The sequence below is a fragment of the Stappia sp. G46H5W genome (assembly GCF_058448995.1).
The window spans coordinates 93,214-109,301 of record NZ_JBZFLL010000002.1 but is presented as its reverse complement, the minus strand read 5'-3'; the positions used below and the strand labels follow the sequence as shown (position 1 = coordinate 109,301).

14 protein-coding genes are annotated in these 16,088 nt (G+C 67.8%); 10 read left to right on the top strand and 4 right to left on the bottom strand.

Going from position 1 to position 16,088, the window contains the following annotated elements; all coding sequences use genetic code 11:
• Positions 1-44: 44 nt before the first annotated feature.
• The 6 genes from ACVJ6E_RS06140 (at position 45) to ACVJ6E_RS06115 (ending at position 6,449) form a co-directional block, all read left to right on the top strand.
• Positions 45-944, top strand: coding sequence for a helix-turn-helix domain-containing protein (locus tag ACVJ6E_RS06140; protein ID WP_147421811.1), 900 nt, complete (start codon positions 45-47; stop codon positions 942-944).
• A gap of 112 nt (positions 945-1,056) precedes the next feature.
• Positions 1,057-1,713, top strand: coding sequence for a hydrolase (locus ACVJ6E_RS06135; protein ID WP_120267493.1), 657 nt, complete (start codon positions 1,057-1,059; stop codon positions 1,711-1,713).
• Between the two features lie 77 nt (positions 1,714-1,790).
• Positions 1,791-2,087: a DUF1427 family protein gene (locus ACVJ6E_RS06130; protein WP_120267492.1), complete on the top strand. Its 297-nt coding sequence runs from the start codon at positions 1,791-1,793 to the stop codon at positions 2,085-2,087.
• Positions 2,088-2,122: 35 nt separating this feature from the next.
• The gene (locus ACVJ6E_RS06125) at positions 2,123-3,991 is read left to right on the top strand and encodes an amidohydrolase (protein ID WP_120267491.1); all 1,869 of its coding nucleotides are present in this window, start codon (positions 2,123-2,125) and stop codon (positions 3,989-3,991) included.
• Positions 3,992-3,996: 5 nt separating this feature from the next.
• Positions 3,997-5,634, top strand: a complete 1,638-nt coding sequence (locus tag ACVJ6E_RS06120; RefSeq protein WP_120267490.1) for an MFS transporter — start codon at positions 3,997-3,999, stop codon at positions 5,632-5,634.
• Positions 5,631-6,449 (top strand): alpha/beta fold hydrolase, encoded by an 819-nt coding sequence (locus ACVJ6E_RS06115; RefSeq protein ID WP_120267489.1) that lies wholly within the window; start codon positions 5,631-5,633, stop codon positions 6,447-6,449. Before ACVJ6E_RS06120 ends, ACVJ6E_RS06115 begins: the two co-directional genes overlap by 4 nt.
• Here ACVJ6E_RS06115 and ACVJ6E_RS06110 read toward each other — a convergent pair.
• The gene (locus tag ACVJ6E_RS06110) at positions 6,439-7,389 is read right to left on the bottom strand and encodes a LysR substrate-binding domain-containing protein (RefSeq protein WP_120267488.1); all 951 of its coding nucleotides are present in this window, start codon (positions 7,387-7,389) and stop codon (positions 6,439-6,441) included. The two genes, ACVJ6E_RS06115 and ACVJ6E_RS06110, sit on opposite strands and share 11 nt — an antisense overlap.
• A 321-nt stretch (positions 7,390-7,710) precedes the next feature.
• Between ACVJ6E_RS06110 and katG the strand changes: the two genes are divergently transcribed.
• The 3 genes from katG to ACVJ6E_RS06095 all read left to right on the top strand — a co-directional run bounded on the left by katG (position 7,711) and on the right by ACVJ6E_RS06095 (position 11,944).
• Positions 7,711-9,915: a catalase/peroxidase HPI gene (gene katG / locus ACVJ6E_RS06105; protein ID WP_120267487.1), complete on the top strand. Its 2,205-nt coding sequence runs from the start codon at positions 7,711-7,713 to the stop codon at positions 9,913-9,915.
• Positions 9,916-10,244: 329 nt separating this feature from the next.
• On the top strand, positions 10,245-11,168 hold the full coding sequence (locus ACVJ6E_RS06100; RefSeq protein ID WP_120268317.1) for a dihydrodipicolinate synthase family protein: 924 nt from the start codon (positions 10,245-10,247) through the stop codon (positions 11,166-11,168).
• The gene (locus ACVJ6E_RS06095; RefSeq protein WP_067216287.1) at positions 11,168-11,944 is read left to right on the top strand and encodes an SDR family oxidoreductase; all 777 of its coding nucleotides are present in this window, start codon (positions 11,168-11,170) and stop codon (positions 11,942-11,944) included. The genes ACVJ6E_RS06100 and ACVJ6E_RS06095 overlap by 1 nt, the downstream gene beginning before the upstream one ends.
• Positions 11,945-11,981: 37 nt before the next feature.
• On the opposite strand, the gene ACVJ6E_RS06090 is transcribed toward ACVJ6E_RS06095, so the two are convergent.
• The 3 genes from ACVJ6E_RS06090 to ACVJ6E_RS06080 are packed head-to-tail and all read right to left on the bottom strand — an operon-like array spanning position 11,982 to position 14,718.
• Positions 11,982-12,743, bottom strand: coding sequence for an enoyl-CoA hydratase/isomerase family protein (locus ACVJ6E_RS06090; RefSeq protein WP_120267486.1), 762 nt, complete (start codon positions 12,741-12,743; stop codon positions 11,982-11,984).
• Positions 12,740-14,044, bottom strand: coding sequence for an acyl-CoA synthetase family protein (locus ACVJ6E_RS06085; protein WP_120267485.1), 1,305 nt, complete (start codon positions 14,042-14,044; stop codon positions 12,740-12,742). The genes ACVJ6E_RS06090 and ACVJ6E_RS06085 overlap by 4 nt, the downstream gene beginning before the upstream one ends.
• Positions 14,041-14,718, bottom strand: a complete 678-nt coding sequence (locus ACVJ6E_RS06080; RefSeq protein ID WP_120267484.1) for a TetR/AcrR family transcriptional regulator — start codon at positions 14,716-14,718, stop codon at positions 14,041-14,043. The genes ACVJ6E_RS06085 and ACVJ6E_RS06080 overlap by 4 nt, the downstream gene beginning before the upstream one ends.
• A gap of 432 nt (positions 14,719-15,150) precedes the next feature.
• On the opposite strand from ACVJ6E_RS06080, the gene ACVJ6E_RS06075 reads away from it, so the two are divergent.
• Positions 15,151-15,912 carry a hypothetical protein gene (locus tag ACVJ6E_RS06075; protein ID WP_147421810.1) on the top strand — a complete coding sequence of 254 codons (762 nt, stop codon included), beginning with the start codon at positions 15,151-15,153 and terminating at the stop codon, positions 15,910-15,912.
• The last annotated feature ends 176 nt before the right edge of the window (positions 15,913-16,088 follow it).

Sequence of the window (16,088 nt, the reverse complement as noted above, 5' to 3'; positions counted from 1 at the left end):
AGACCGGAACTCTTCCTCGACAACCCAATCAAAGGGGTGCCGTGATGACCGTTGTCGCATCGTCCCGCGATCGTCTTGGCTGCCGCGCGACCGATCTGGCGCGCGACGAAGAGATCGCCCTCTCTGACGTCACCTTCCTGCGCAAGACCTCCGCCAGCCCGTGCCCGGTCAAGGTCGAGACGCCGCCGAGCGGACAGGGTCTCGTCCTCGGCATGTCGCTCGGCGAGAACCACTGGCGCGACATCCGTATCGGCAAGGCCGCGCATCGCCATCACTTCCAGCGCAACAGCCTTTACCTGCGCGACTTCGAGATCGCCTACCGGGCCGAGCTCGGCGGACAGTTCGACTTCCTGCTGGTCGAAATTCCGTGGACGCGCTTCCTGCCGCAGGACGACAGCGGCCCGCGCCTGATGCCGCGCCGCATCGACTTCGAGACCGGCATGACCGATCCGACAGTCACTCACCTCCTCTCGGCGATCCAGCCGATGCTGTCCGGCCAGCAGCCCACCGACCAGCTCTTCATCGACCAGGTCGCCGAGGCGCTCATCACCTATCTGCGGCACCGCTACGCCCCGATCCGCATCCCTCGGCACAAGCGCGAGCGCACGCCCTCCCCGCTGGTCCGGCAGGCGCTGGATATCCTGCGCGACTCGCTCGACGGCAACGTCTCACTCGACGACATCGCGCGGCGCTGCAATGTCTCGCGCTCGCACTTCTATCAGGTCTTCCGCCAGGAACTCGGCTGCACGCCGCACGAATGGCTGATGCGCATGCGTATCGAGCAGGCGCGCTCCCTGCTGCGGCGGCCGGATCTGACGCTGGCCGAGATTGCCGGGCGCTGCGGCTTTTCCGATCAGAGCCACTTCACCCGCACTTTCAGCCGCCGCTTCGGGATGTCGCCGGGCCGCTGGCGCGCCGAATACGGCGTCGCGGCGATCGCATAAGCAGACTTACGGACAATCCTTCAAGGCGCAGGCGACTGCCGTTCAAGACAGCCGAGGGATGCCAACACTACCGTCAGGCCATCCGACACACCTTGCAAGAGGACCTATGTCCATGGCCCCGACCGCCACGCCCACCCCCGGCGACCTGCTGCTTTCCCCGACCGACCACATGCTGGTGATGATCGACTTCCAGTCGCAGATGTCCTTCGCGACCAAATCGATCGACGCCACGCTTTTGCGCAACAACGCGGCCCTCGTCGCCAATGCCGCCGCCGGCTTCAAGGTGCCGACGATCCTGACCACCGTCGCCGAGAAATCGTTCTCTGGCCCGATGTTCTCCGAGATCACCGACGCCTTCCCGGGACAGGCGCTGCTCGACCGCACCTCCATGAACACCTGGGAGGACGCCGCCGTCATCGACGAGGTCAACCGCATCGGCAAGCCGCGCATCGTGCTGAGCGGGTTGTGGACCAGCGTCTGCATCGTCGGCCCGGCGCTCTCGGCCCTGTCGCAGGGCTTCGAGGTCTATGTCATCGCCGATGCCTGCGGCGACATCTCCGACGAGGCGCATGAGCGCGCCATGGAGCGCATGGTGCAGGCGGGCGCACGCCCGATGACCTCGCTGCAGTACATTCTGGAACTGCAGCGCGACTGGGCCCGCACCGAGACCTACGACATGACCACCGGCATCGCGAAGAGGTTCGGCGGCGCCTACGGCCTCGGCATCATCTACGCCAAGTCGATGTTCGGCGCCTCCGAAGGGCACTGACGGGCAAGTCAGGCGGGGCCGCGTCCGCGCGGCCTCGCTCCCGTCTTTGTATTCTCTCGCTGCCGGAGTGCCCGACCATGAAGATGTACCTTCTCTCGCTCGGTGCCGGGATCCTCGTCGGCATCGTCTACAGCCTGCTCAACGTGCGCTCGCCCGCCCCTCCCATCGTCGCGCTGGTTGGCCTTCTCGGCATCCTGCTCGGCGAGCAGGTGGTGCCGATGGTCCGCCACGCCCTGCGCGGTGCGCCCATGACCCTCGGCTGGATCGCCGAGCATCGCCTTCCGCACATCTGCGGCGAGCTGCCGAGCGGCACCGACCCTCGTCAGGCCACCGCGGCCTCCGCTCCGCCGGATCGCGGTGGCGCTGCCGGCTGATCCCGCCCCGACACGACCTCACGCAAGGCCATGCCATGACCCCCGATCTCGTTCTCTACAATGGCCGCATCACCACGCTCGACCGCACACGGCCGGAGGTGACCGCCGTGGCGATCCGCGACGGTGCGTTCACCGCCGTCGGTGAGGACGCCGCGATCCTTGGGCTCGCCGGCCCGCAGACCCGCCGCATCGACCTGCAGCGCCGGCGGGTCCTGCCGGGGCTCATCGACAACCACACCCACGTCGTGCGCGGCGGCCTCAACTTCAACATGGAGCTGCGCTGGGACGGGGTGACCTCGCTCGCCGACGCCATGGCCATGCTGCGCGCCCAGGTCGCCATCACGCCGCCGCCGCAATGGGTCCGGGTCGTGGGCGGCTTCACCGAGCATCAGTTCGCGGAAAAGCGCCTGCCGACGCTGGACGAGATCAATGCCGCCGCGCCCGACACCCCGGTCTTCCTGCTGCATCTCTACGACCGCGCCTTGCTGAACGGGGCGGCCCTGCGCGCCGTCGGCTATGACCGCGACACGCCCAATCCGCCGGGCGGCGAGATCCAGCGCGATGCGAAGGGCAACCCGACCGGCCTGCTGCTGGCCAAGCCCAATGCCGGCATCCTCTATTCCACCCTGGCGAAGGGGCCGAAGCTGCCGCCCGAATACCAGCTCAACTCCACCCGCCATTTCATGCGCGAGCTCAACCGGCTCGGCATCACCGGGGTGATCGACGCCGGCGGCGGCTTCCAGAACTATCCCGAGGATTACGAGATCATTCGCACTCTCGCCGAGGCGGGACAGATGACCGTGCGCCTCGCCTACAACCTCTTCACCCAGAAGCCGGGCGAGGAGAAAGAGGACTTCCTCGCCTGGACCCGCTCGGTGAAGTACCGCCAGGGCGACGACTATTTCCGCCACAACGGCGCCGGAGAGATGCTGGTCTTCTCCGCCGCCGACTTCGAGGATTTCCGACAGCCCCGGCCGGACATGGCCGAGAGCATGGAGGACGAGCTCGAGGATGTCGTGCGCATCCTCGCCGAGAACCGCTGGCCCTGGCGGCTGCACGCCACCTATGACGAGACGATCTCCCGCGCCCTCGACGTCTTCGAGAAGGTCGACCGCGACATCCCGCTCGCCGGCCTCAACTGGATGTTCGACCACGCGGAGACGATCTCCGAGCGCTCCATCGACCGGGTCGCCGCGCTCGGCGGCGGCATCGCCACCCAGCACCGCATGGCCTATCAGGGCGAATATTTCGTCGAGCGCTACGGCGCGGCGGCGGCCGCCGCCACCCCGCCCATCGCCCGCATGCTGGAAAAGGGCGTCAACGTCTCCGCCGGCTCGGATGCCACCCGCGTCGCCTCCTACAACCCCTGGGTCTCCATCGCCTGGATGGTCACCGGCCGCACGGTCGGCGGCCTACGGGTGACGCCGGCGGCAAACTGCCTCGACCGCGAGACGGCGCTGCGCATGTGGAGCGAGAAGGTCGCCTGGTTCAGCAATGACGAAGGCCGGCGCGGCCGCATCGCGCCAGGCTATCTCGCCGACCTCATGGTGCCCGACCGCGACTATTTCTCGGTTCCCGAGGCCGACCTGTCGCATCTCGTCTCGGACCTGACGATGGTCGGCGGCCGCGTCGTCTGGGGCTCGGGCGACTTCGCCGCCCTCGACGACAGCCCGCTGCCGCCTGCAATGCCCGACTGGTCGCCTGTGCGGCGCTACGGCGGCTTCGCGGCCTGGGCGGCGGACAAGCCCGACGCGGGCCTTGCGCGCACAGCGGCGGCCGGTTGCGGCTGCGCCAGCGCCTGTCATGTCCACGGCCATGACCACGCCCGCGCCTGGGGCGCCGCGCTGCCGGTCGGCGACCTCAAGGGCTTCTTCGGCGCGCTCGGCTGCGCCTGCTGGATGTGACGCGGATGAGCAAGCCCTCCACGCCCGCCTCCGCCGCCGCCCCCGGCGCCTTCGCACCGCTGGCCGGGCGCGTCTTCCTGGTCCTGTGGGTCGCGACGGTCATCGGCAATGTCGGCAGCTTCATCCGCGACACCGCCAGCGGCTGGATCGCCACCGACCTCAGCGCCTCTCCGGCCGCCATCGCCACCGTGCAGGCCGCCGCCACGCTGCCGGTTTTCCTGCTCGCCATTCCTGCCGGCGTGCTGTCCGACATTCTCGACCGCCGCCGCTTCCTGATCGTCGTGCAGATCTTCCTCGGTCTCGTCAGCCTCTCCTTGATGCTGCTGTCGGCCTTCGGCGCCATGTCGCTGACCGCGCTCGTCGCCCTCACCTTTCTCGGCGGCACCGGCGCGGCGCTGATGGCGCCGACCTGGCAGGCGATCGTGCCCGAGCTCGTCGAACGCCCGCAGATGAAGGCCGCCGTCGCGCTCAACTCGCTCGGCATCAACATCGCCCGCGCCATCGGTCCCGCCGCCGGCGGCCTGCTGCTCACCGCCGCGGGCACCACGATCACCTATGGTGTCGACGTGCTCAGCTACGTGCTGGTCGTCGCCGCGCTGGCCTGGTGGCCGCGAAAGGCGAAGGGCAGCGACCCGCTGGCCGAGCGGTTCGGCGGCGCCTTTCGCGCCGGCCTGCGCTACGCGCGCCAGAGCCGGGAGCTGCATGTGGTGCTGCTGCGCGCCGCCGTCTTCTTCCTGTGCGCCAGTGCCGTCTGGGCCCTACTGCCGCTCGTCACCCGCGAGCTGCTGAGCGGAGGTTCCGGCCTCTACGGCCTGTTGCTCGGCGCCGTCGGGCTCGGAGCCATCGGCGGCGCGGTGTTGCTCCCCCGCCTTCGCGCCCGGCTGGATGCCGACGGCCTGCTGCTGGCCGCCTCGCTCATCGCCGGGGCGGTCATGCTGGCGCTCGCCCTCGGCCCACCGCAAGAGGCGGCCCTTGCCCTCCTCGCAATGCTCGGCGCTGCGTGGATAACCGCCCTGACGACGCTGAACGGCACCGCCCAGTCCGTCCTGCCCGACTGGGTGCGCGGACGTGCACTTGCCGTCTATCTCACTGTTTTCAATGGCGCGATGACGCTCGGCAGCCTCGCCTGGGGCGGCGTCGCGCAGCTCTTCGGCATTGCCGCGGCGCTTGTTGCGGCGGCCGTCGCCCTCACCCTTGCCGGGATGATCTTCCACCGCATCCGCCTGCCGCGCGGCGAAGCGGACCTCACCCCCTCGAACCATTGGCCCGAGCCCCTGGTCGCCAGCGGTCTTGCGGAAACTCTCGAGGCCGACCGCGGCCCCGTGCTGATCACCATCGCCTATCGCGTCACGGCCGAGGATCGCCCCGCCTTCCTGGAGGCGGTCAATCGGCTCGCCGGCTCGCGCCGCCGCGATGGGGCCTTTGCCTGGGGCATTACCGAGGATGTCGCCGAGCCCGGCGTGTTGCTGGAATGGTTCCTCGTCTCGTCCTGGGCCGAGCACCTGCGCCAGCATCGCCGTGTCGCCGGCCACGATGCCGACCTGCAGCGCGAGGTGCAGCGCTTCCATTCCGGCGACAGCCCGCCGCAGGTTCGCCACTACCTGACCCTCGACCCACCACCACCTAAAGAGGCAAGAAAATGAGCACCTTGACCACCAGCGACGGCGCCGAGATCTTCTACAAGGACTGGGGCTCCGGCCAGCCCATCCTCTTCTCCCATGGCTGGCCGCTGTCGGGCGATGCCTGGGACGCGCAGATGCTGTTCTTCGGCATGAACGGCTACCGGGTCATCGCCCATGACCGGCGCGGCCACGGCCGCTCCTCCCAGCCGTGGGACGGGAATAACATGGACCGCTACGCCGACGATCTGGCCGAGCTGATCGAGCATCTCGACCTCAAGGACGCGATCCTCATCGGCCATTCCACCGGCGGCGGCGAGGTCGCCCGCTACATCGGCCGCCACGGCACGGCCCGCGTTGCCCGCGTCGTGCTGGTCGGCGCCGTGCCGCCGGTCATGCTGAAGTCGGACAGCAATCCGGAAGGCACGCCGATGGACGTATTCGACAGCATTCGCGAAGGAACCGCGAAGAACCGCGCGCAGTTCTTCCTTGATCTGACGACGCCCTTCTACGGTCTCAACCTTGATGGCGCGCCGAAAGTGCCGGGAATGCAGGAGAAATTCTGGCTGCAGGGCATGGCCGGCAGCATCAAGGGCCACTACGACTGTATCCGTGAGTTTTCGGAAGTCGATTACACCGAAGACCTGAAGAAGATCGACGTTCCGGCGCTGGTCATTCACGGTTCCGACGACCAGATCGTGCCGATTGCCGCCTCGGCGGAAAAGGCCGTGAAGCTGCTGCCGCAGGGCGAGCTGCTGGTGATCGAGGGCGGCAGCCACGGGCTCGCCGAGATCGATCCCGACACGTTCAATCAGGCCGTGGACAAGTTCATCCGTTGACGGGCATATCGCCAGAAGACCCCAGCGGGTCCGGCAGCGGCCGGGCCCGCATTTCCTGCGCGGTCTGGCGCACCGCATCGGCGATCTGCTGCAGCTGGCGGGCGAGCGGGTTCGCCTTGCGCCAGATCATCCCGATGGTGCGCGAGGGCTGCGGCTCGTCGAACCGCGAGACCGAAACCGAGGCCGAGCGGGTTTCCACCGGCAGCGCCATTTCGGGGATCAAGGTCACGCCGATGCCGGCGCTCACCATCTGCACCAGCGTCGACAGCGAACTGCCGTCCATCAGCTCGCGCGGCTGCGCCGGGCCCATGTTGCAGAAGGACAGCGCCTGCTCGCGAAAGCAGTGCCCCTCCTCCAGCAACAGAAGGCGCATCTCGCGCAAGGCTTCGCGGTTCGGCACGGGCTTGCCTTCGTCCTCCGTCGGGCGGACGAGCACGAAGTTCTCGGAAAACAGCGCCACCTCGCTGAGCGCCGGCTCGGAAACCGGCAGCGCGACGATGGCCGTGTCGAGGCGCCCTTCGGCAAGTTCCTGCACCAGGCGCGACGTGACGGTCTCGCGCACATGGATGTCCAGCCCCTCGTTGGCGCGGGTCAGCCGGGCGATCACCGCCGGCAGGAGATAGGGCGCGATCGTCGGAATGATGCCGATCCGCAGGCGCCCGGCCAGCCGGTCCTGCGAGGCGCGAGCCAGATCGCCGAGCTCGTCCACCGCCTGCAGGATGTCGCTGACCCGGCTGGCAAATTCCTCGCCGAACGAGGTCAGGCGCACCTGGCGCGCAGTACGCTCGAACAGCTCGGTGCCGAGCGCATCCTCCAGATCGCGGATCTGCACCGACAGCGCGGGCTGGGAAATCGAGCAGGCTTCCGCCGCCCGGCCGAAGTGGCCGTGCTCGGCCAGGGCGCGGAAATAGCGCAGCTGCTTGAGCGTCAGGTTTCTCATAACAAAAAACTATCGCGACAATCAAAAAATACAACTTAAATTAATGAAGCGGCTGGGGCATAGTGCCCTTGCGAGGATGAGAAGCGACGACCTTGGCGCCCCGCTGGCGCAACGGGTTCCGGCCGCGCGCAACCGTGCGCTGCAGGACCCCGAAGGATCGCCGCCCCTCCCGGCATGCAATGCTTCGGGACGACCTCGAGAGGGAGAGTGCATGGCAGCGCGACACGGTCGCCATGCGGGTCGCAGGGCGGGTCACCGCGCTGCACGCCATGATTTTCTCCTTCTCGGACAGTCGTTTGAACAACCTGACGAGTGAGAAACATGGACAGACCCGATTTCGACACCGCCGGCAAATGCCCGGTCGTTCACACCGCCCAGCAGCCGCGCCAGAACTGGTGGCCCAACCAGATCAACCTTCGCGTCCTGCACCAGAATTCTTCGCTGTCCAATCCGATGGGCACCGGCTTCAACTATGCCGAGGAGTTCAAGAAGCTCGACCTCGCGGCTGTGAAGGCCGACCTGACCGCGCTGATGACCGACAGCCAGGACTGGTGGCCGGCAGACTGGGGCCACTACGGCCCGCTCTTCATCCGCATGGCCTGGCATAGCGCCGGCACCTATCGCACGTTCGACGGTCGCGGCGGCGGCGGCAACGGCCAGCAGCGTTTCGCCCCGCTGAACAGCTGGCCGGACAACGTCAACCTCGACAAGGCCCGCCGCCTGCTGTGGCCGATCAAGCAGAAGTACGGCAACAAGCTGTCCTGGGCCGACCTGATGATCCTCACGGGCAACGTCGCCCTGGAGAGCATGGGCTTCAAGACCTTCGGCTTTGCCGGCGGCCGCGCCGACACCTGGGAGCCGGAAGAGTACGTCTACTGGGGTGCCGAGTCCGAGTGGCTGGCGACCAGCGACAAGCCGAACAGCCGCTATTCCGGCGACCGCGAGCTGGAAAACCCGCTCGCCGCGGTGCAGATGGGCCTCATCTACGTCAATCCGGAAGGCCCGGACGGCAACCCGGATCCGGTCGCTTCGGGCCGCGATGTTCGCGACACCTTCGGCCGCATGGCCATGAACGACGAGGAGACCGTCGCGCTGGTGGCCGGCGGCCACACGTTCGGCAAGTGCCACGGTGCGGGCGATGCCGCGCTGCTCGGCTCCGAGCCGGAGGGCGCAGGCCTTGAGGACATGGGCCTCGGCTGGACCAGCCGCTTTGCCTCGGGCCTTGCCGGCGACACGATCTCCAGCGGCATCGAAGGCGCGTGGAAGCCGAACCCGACCACCTGGGACATGGGCTACCTGAAGGTCCTGTTCAAATACGAGTGGGAACTGGTCAAGAGCCCGGCCGGCGCCAACATGTGGCTGGCCAAGGACGTGGACGACGAGGACATGATCGTCGATGCCCACGACCCGTCGAAGAAGCATCGCCCGATGATGACGACGGCCGACCTGTCGCTGCGCTTCGACCCGATCTACGAGCCGATCGCCCGCCGCTTCCTGGAGAACCCGGCCGAGTTCGCCGACGTCTTCGCCCGCGCCTGGTTCAAGCTGACCCACCGCGACATGGGCCCGAAGTCGCGCTACCTCGGCCCCGAGGTTCCGGCCGAGGACCTGCTGTGGCAGGACCCGATCCCGGTCGTCGACCATCCGCTGGTCAACGATGCGGATGTCGCCGAGCTGAAGAGCAAGGTCCTGGCCTCGGGTCTCAGCGTGTCCGAGCTGGTCTCGACCGCCTGGGCCTCGGCCTCGACCTTCCGCGGTTCGGACAAGCGTGGCGGCGCCAATGGCGCGCGTATCCGCCTCGCCCCGCAGAAGAGCTGGGAGGTCAACCAGCCGGCCCAGCTCGCCAAGGTGCTGGCAAAGCTGGAAGAAATCCAGTCGGCCTTCAATGCGGCCCAGTCGGGCGGCAAGAAGGTATCCCTCGCCGACCTGATCGTGCTGGCGGGCGGTGCCGCCGTCGAGAAGGCAGCCAAGGATGCCGGCCTCGATGTGACCGTGCCCTTCGCACCGGGTCGCACCGATGCCAGCGCCGAGCAGACGGACGTCGAGTCCTTTGACGTTCTGGAGCCCGCCGCTGACGGCTTCCGCAACTACGTCTCGGGCCGTTCGGTCCTGTCGCCGGAAGAGGCGCTGATCGACCGCGCCGAGCTGCTGACCCTGACCGCACCGGAAATGACCGTGCTCATCGGCGGCCTGCGCGTGCTCGGTGCCAACCACGGCGGTTCGGCGCACGGCGTCTTCACCGAGCGTCCGGGCACCCTCACCAACGACTTCTTTGTGAACCTGCTCGACATGGGGACAAAGTGGAAGCCGGTGTCGGATAAGCAGGACGTGTTCGAGGGCTCCGACCGGGCGACCGGCAGCCCCAAGTGGACCGGCACCCGCGTCGATCTGCTCTTCGGCTCGAACTCGCAGCTGCGCGCCCTGTCCGAGGTCTACGGCCAGAATGACGCGAAGGAGAAGTTCGCCCACGACTTCGTCGCCGCCTGGACCAAGGTGATGAACGCGGACCGCTTCGACCTCGCGTAAGCATCGCAATGCCCGCTGGCGGCCGGGGTTCTCCCCGCCCGCCGGCCCCGAACGCGAAAGGCGCGGCGGTTCTTCCGCCGCGCCTTTTTTGTTTGGCAGCAGAGGCTTGCCCGCAATTGACTCCTGCCGCCCGCGGCCTACCATCCCCTTCCCCGAGGCGGGCCGGACACGGAACTCCCCGCCTGCCTGACCACCTGTCCACGGCCTGCAGTCTCTCGCACGGGCTTGGCAGGGCCTCGCAAATTTTGCGCGGAATTTTGCGAAATTCCGTCTCGAAATCGCTGAAATTCGAGACGCCCGTCTCAATTCACCTCATGCGGAAGGACATCATGGCCCGACTGGACGAAAGTGCCCGCGGCGTCTACCTGATCGCCGTCACCCCCTTCACCGAAACCGGCGCGCTCGACCTCGAGGGCTGCGACCGGATGGTCGACTTCTACCTGGAGGCGGGAGCCTCCGGTCTCACCCTCTTGGGCGTGATGGGCGAGGCGCCGAAGCTGACGACCGACGAGTCCGCGACCATCGTCAACCGGGTGCTGAAGCGCGTCGACGGGCGCGTGCCGATCGTCGTCGGCGTGTCGTCGCCGGGCTTCGCCCAGATGCAGGCGCTGACGGGGCGCGTGATGGACGACGGCGCCGCCGGCGTGATGATCGCCCCGCCGGGCAGCCTTCGCACCGACGACCAGATCGCCGGCTATTACGAGCAGGCGGCCGAGATGATCGGGGATGTCCCCTTCGTGCTGCAGGACTTCCCGCTGACCACCGGCGTGCAGATGTCCGTGCCAGTGATCGCCCGCATAATCCGAGATATCCCCACCTGCGTGTGCCTGAAGCACGAGGACTGGCCCGGCCTTGCCAAGATCACGGCGCTGCGCAAGGAGGGGGCGACCGCCCGCCGGGTGTCGATCCTGTGCGGCAACGGCGGCGTCTTCCTGCCCGAGGAGATGGAGCGCGGCGCCGACGGCGCGATGACCGGCTTCGCCTATCCGGAGATGATGACCGGCGTCGTCGAGAACCACGCGAAGGGCGACATGGAGCGGGCCCGCGACCTGTTCGACGCCTATCTGCCGCTCGCCCGCTTCGAACAGCAGCCGGGCCTCGGCCTTGCCATCCGCAAATACGTCCTCTACCGGCGCGGCGTGCTCGCCAACCCGACCCTGCGCAAGCCGGGCGCCGCCCTCGATCCGCTGTCGCGGGCCGAGGTCGACCGCCTGATGGCCCGTCTCGAAAAACGCCTGAAGGAGCTCAACTGATGGATCTCGGCCTGAAGGGCAAACGCGCCCTCGTCCTTGGAGCCAGCCGCGGCCTCGGCCGGGCCATCGCCGAAACGCTGGCGCGCGAGGGCGTCCGCGTGATCGCCGCCGCCCGCAACGAACCGGCGATTGCCGAATGGGCCGCCGCGATGCCCGACTGCGACATCACTCCGCTGCGGATCGACCTTGCCGACATCGCCTCGATCGACGGCACGCTGGAGGCGATCCTGGCCGATGGCGGGGTCGACATCCTGATCAACAATGCCGGCGGCCCGCCTCCGGGAACGGCGCTCGATGCCGACCATGCCGCCTGGACCGCCAATTTCTCGGCGATGGCCGCAAGCCTCTTCCACATCACCTCGAAGCTGGTGCCCGCGATGCGCGAGCGCGGCTTCGGCCGGGTGATCACCATCGGCTCGTCCGGCGTCGAGCAGCCGATCCCCAACCTTGCCATGTCGAACGGCATCCGCGCGGCGGTGCTGGCCTGGTCGAAGACGCTGGCGAGCGAGGTCGCGAGCGACGGCGTCACCGTCAACATGGTGGTGCCGGGGCGCATCCACACCGCCCGCGTCGACGAGCTGGACGCCGCCGCTGCCAAGCGTACCGGCAAGAGCGTCGAGGAAATCGCCAAGGCTTCCGCCGCCTCGATCCCGGCGGGGCGCTACGGCCGGCCGCAGGAATTCGCCGACATGGTGGTGTTCCTGGCGTCCGAGCGCGCGTCCTATGTGACGGGAAGCCGCGTGCGCGTCGACGGCGGCGCGATCAGAAGCCTCTGACCGCACACGCATCTCAAGACAGACCGCCGGGTCCCGCTCAAAAGGCGGAGATCCGGCGGGTGGTCTCCGGATCGAGAAAGCCGGCGACCGTCGCCTCGGTTTCCAGATCGAGCGCACGGTGAAGATCGCCGGCGGCAACCGCGTTGAGCACGCGCTTCATCGAGCGCACGGCCAGCGGCGGCAGCTCGGCAAGCCGCCGGGCCAGCGCCTCAGCCTCGCCCTGCAGCGCGTCGTCCGCAACCACCTTGTGGGCAAGGCCCAGCCTGCCCAGCTCGGCCGCCGTGTAGCGCTCGCCGAAGAACAGCATCTCGCGCGCCTTCATGAGGCCGACCAGCGCCGGCAGCAGCGCCGTCACCGCGCCGGTGACGAAGACGTTCAGCGAGACTTCCGGGAAGAAGGCCTTCGCCCCATCGCCCCAGATCGGAAAGTCGCAGTTGATCGCCCATTCGAAGCCGCCGCCGACGGCCCAGCCGTGGATCGCCCCGACCACCGGCTTCGGCCCGAAGGAGATGGCATGGGTCGCCCGCTGGATGGCAAGCACGAGATCGCGCGCGGCTTCCTCGGTTTCCGGGTGGAGATGCTCGCGCCGGTCGTCGCCGGCACAGAACGCCTTGCCGGCGCCGGTGAAGAGGATCGCCCGGGTTTGCGGATCCCGGTTGGCATCGTCGAAGGCGCGCGCGACATCGTCGATCAGCTGCCGGTTCATGGCGTTGAGGCTTTCCGGCCGGTTGAGGGCGATGGTGCGCACCCCGCCCTCGCCAAGCGTGCTCAGCACGGTCTTGTAAGCAAAATCGGTCATTGCTCCCCCCTGATGACGCGCCGGGTCTTGCCTTCGGTGCGCGGCAGGCTGCCGGCGGGCAGCAGGTGCACGCTGGCACTGGCCCCGAGCCGTGCCTTGATCTCGGCCGCCACCCGGGCGGCAAGGTCTCCGCTCTCCGGCGCGCCCTTCGCCAGTTCCGCCTCGACCGGCAACGTGTCGTAGGGGGGCGGCGACGCGAGGCGGATGCGGTACTCGCCCGACAGCTCGGCAAAGGAGTGGAGCACCGCCGCGACCATGGTCGGGAACATGTTGAGCCCGCGCACCACCACCATGTCGTCGGACCGACCGACGACGGAAAAGCGAAAGCCCGTGCGGCCGCAGGAGCACGGCGAAGTGCTGCCCACGCGGATGATGTCGCCGGTGCGGAAGCGCACCAGGGGCTGGCAGTCGCGCACCAGATGGGTGAGCACCAGCTCGCCGCTCTCGCCGGCCTCCAGGGCCTTCGGCGCGCCGCTGTCCGGGTCGATCAGCTCGGCATGCAGCACGTCCGCTGCCATGAAATGCAGATGCGTGTCGTGCTCGCATTCGGAGGCGAAATTGCAGAAGACGTCGGAGACGCCATAGTTGGAATTGCGCGGCTGCAGGCCCCAGGTCGCGGTCATGCGGGCGCGGAAAGCGGGATCGTCGACACCCGGCTCGCCGCCGAAAAGGCCGAGCTTCAGGCCGAGATCGCGCGGGGCAAGGCCGGGGAACTTCTGCGCGATCACCCGTTCCAGCACCGCCGGATAGGACGGCGTGCAGGAGATCGCGGTCACCCCGACCTCCAGGATCGTGCGCACCAGCAGCTCGGTCGAGCCGACGCCGAAGGGCACGACGGTCGCCCCGGTCTCCTCCAGCGTCAGGTGATCGGTCAGCCCGCCCATCCACATCTGGTAATTGAGGCAGTGCACCACCGTGTGGCCGGGGCCAAGGCCGGCCGCGCTCTGGCAGCGCCCGCCGATCTCCTGGGTAACGCGGGTGTCGCGGGCCGACAGGGCAAGGTTCATCGCCTGCCCGGTGGTGCCGGAGGTGCGGTGCATCCGGCGCACGGTGTCGCGCGGGGCGGCGAGATAGTCGCCGAAGGGTGGGTGCGCAGCCTGCGACAGGCGCAGCTGCGACTTGTCGGAGAGCGGCAGGCAGGAGAGGTCGGACAGCGCACGCGGCGGCGCCTCGCCCTGCCACAGGGCGCGATAGAAGGGAGAGTTCGCCATCACATGCGCCCGCTGGCGCTCCCAGGCGGCCTCAAGATGCGGCCGCAGATCCTCGGCGGACGCGAAGTCCGCCCGCGCCAGCGTGCTCATAGGCTCATCCCCCGCTTCCAAATCAGGGTCAACGTGTCGATGACGGCCTCGTCGCTGGCCGAGATCGCGACCAGCGCCGGGTCCTGCGACAGGATCAGCGCGGACAGGTACTGGTCGACCATGCCACCGAGCGCATAGGCGCGGCGCAGCAGCTCCTCGCGGTCCACCGCCTCGCCGCGCCCGAGGCGATGCAGCCGGCGCTCGACCGCCGCGACCACGGTTTCCAGCCAGTCGCGGTTCAGCCGATGAAAGGCCTCGCGCGCCTGCGGCAGCGTGTCGAGATGATGGACGAGACAGCGCATCAGGCCGGGATTGCGGCGGAACAGCTCGACATAGGCGCTGGTCGCCGCGCGCACCGGGTCCTCCGGCTGGGCGGAGCCGGCTACCCGCATCGCTGCCTGCAGGAAGCCGACGAAGCCGACCAGCAGCTCGTCGAGCAGCACGGTGCGGTCGGCGAAGTAGATGTAGAAGGTGCCGTTCGAGATCCCCGCCTGCTCGCACACAGCGGAGACGGTGAACTCCTGCGGCCCCTGCCGGTCGAGCACGGCGCAGGCGGCCGCCTGGATCTGGGCGCGCGTGCGCTCGCCCTTGGGCCGCCCGGCGGCCCGCGCGGTCAGAGCCTGCGGATAGAACAGCACCTGATCCTCCCCCTTCCGGGGCACGGCACGCAGCATGGCGGCGACCTCATAAATAAAAATGACATCAGTTTCATATTTTGAAGGGAGGTCGGAGTCAAAGGGGATTTTTTGGATCGGAGGGTTGGGCGGGGGAATGGGGAGCCCCGAGGCGAGAGTGGCAGGCGCCGTGCCTCCCCGGTTCCGGATCGTCGGCCTCCGGCCTCGTCCGGAATGACGAGGGAGAGGTTGGGGCGAAGACCCGCCCGCCCGGCGGATACTGGACACCTGCCTTCGCAGGTATGACAGCCGTGGGCGTGGCCGCACCCTCCACCTCACCCCTGCTGAGGGGACCAATGGATCCCGGCCCTCCGGCTTCGCCTGCGGCCGGGATGACGGCGGGAGAGGCAGGAGCGACGGAGTGGCGGCGCCCCCGCGGCGGGCGTGACAAAACGGGAGCGAGGTGAGCATTCTGTTCGCATCGATCTGAACATGGAAGCCGGCAGCAGCGCGTTGGTAGACAGTCGACCCGTTTCTCATTGCGGTCTGGCTGGATTGTCCAAAAAAATGCGGCGAGATCAAAGGCCTGCTACAAAAATGAAAACCTCAATCAACGTCGTCCACTCTCCGGCCGATCTATGCGCTCACATCGCGGCCAGGTTGCATGACAAAGACCTTCTGGTGGTCGGAGTTTGCGGCATGGCGGGTTCCGGGAAGTCGACGCTGTGCGATCAAATAGCTGAAATCGCCAGTTTCGATGCAGTTCGCCTGGACTGCGACCAGTTCTCCTCCCATAGCCTGGCCGAGCGGCAGACACTCATCGAGGAAGCTACGAAATCGGGAAATCCTCAGCAGATCGAGGTCATCGAAAACCCGCTCAACTGGTATGCCTTCGGGGACATCCTCTCCGCCCTCGATGATTTGAAGTCCAATCGCATCCACACCTACAATCGCGCCTGGAACAGGCAGACGGGTGAGTTGAACGGGCAATACTGTCTGACGGTACCCACCGGCCGCCCGGCAGTAGTGCTCTGCGATTGCATTTACCTGTTACACCCGGCAGTCAGGAATGAACTGGACCTGATGGTCCTGGTGGAGGCTCCAGAAGATATTTTAGTTGAACGAGGACGTCGGAGATCCAGAGGCGATCTCTCCCGCGCAAATCATATGGAGAGCCTTCGCAGGAAATATTCAGTGCCATACTTCAAGACCTTCGGCGGCACAGCCGATATCGTTTATCGAGCCCTCATATAGCCATCCCGGTTGCAAACCGCCGTTGAAAATTCCATGAGGCACTTGTCCCGCAAGGCGTGCCTCTGGACACGCAGTCTTGCCCGCGGCCTCCCGGACCGCACGTGAGCGCCGAGCCGTACACCCCAACGGGACCGGAGAGCCGGGAGCCGCTCGAAGATGCACCCGAGGCTTGCAAT

Coding starts and splice junctions, on each gene's coding strand:
- ACVJ6E_RS06140 (WP_147421811.1), top strand. CDS start 45: ATGACCGTTGTCGCATCGTCCCGCGATCGTCTTGGCTGCCGCGCGACC.
- ACVJ6E_RS06135 (WP_120267493.1), top strand. CDS start 1,057: ATGGCCCCGACCGCCACGCCCACCCCCGGCGACCTGCTGCTTTCCCCG.
- ACVJ6E_RS06130 (WP_120267492.1), top strand. CDS start 1,791: ATGAAGATGTACCTTCTCTCGCTCGGTGCCGGGATCCTCGTCGGCATC.
- ACVJ6E_RS06125 (WP_120267491.1), top strand. CDS start 2,123: ATGACCCCCGATCTCGTTCTCTACAATGGCCGCATCACCACGCTCGAC.
- ACVJ6E_RS06120 (WP_120267490.1), top strand. CDS start 3,997: ATGAGCAAGCCCTCCACGCCCGCCTCCGCCGCCGCCCCCGGCGCCTTC.
- ACVJ6E_RS06115 (WP_120267489.1), top strand. CDS start 5,631: ATGAGCACCTTGACCACCAGCGACGGCGCCGAGATCTTCTACAAGGAC.
- ACVJ6E_RS06110 (WP_120267488.1), bottom strand. CDS start 7,389: ATGAGAAACCTGACGCTCAAGCAGCTGCGCTATTTCCGCGCCCTGGCC.
- katG (WP_120267487.1), top strand. CDS start 7,711: ATGGACAGACCCGATTTCGACACCGCCGGCAAATGCCCGGTCGTTCAC.
- ACVJ6E_RS06100 (WP_120268317.1), top strand. CDS start 10,245: ATGGCCCGACTGGACGAAAGTGCCCGCGGCGTCTACCTGATCGCCGTC.
- ACVJ6E_RS06095 (WP_067216287.1), top strand. CDS start 11,168: ATGGATCTCGGCCTGAAGGGCAAACGCGCCCTCGTCCTTGGAGCCAGC.
- ACVJ6E_RS06090 (WP_120267486.1), bottom strand. CDS start 12,743: ATGACCGATTTTGCTTACAAGACCGTGCTGAGCACGCTTGGCGAGGGC.
- ACVJ6E_RS06085 (WP_120267485.1), bottom strand. CDS start 14,044: ATGAGCACGCTGGCGCGGGCGGACTTCGCGTCCGCCGAGGATCTGCGG.
- ACVJ6E_RS06080 (WP_120267484.1), bottom strand. CDS start 14,718: ATGCTGCGTGCCGTGCCCCGGAAGGGGGAGGATCAGGTGCTGTTCTAT.
- ACVJ6E_RS06075 (WP_147421810.1), top strand. CDS start 15,151: ATGGAAGCCGGCAGCAGCGCGTTGGTAGACAGTCGACCCGTTTCTCAT.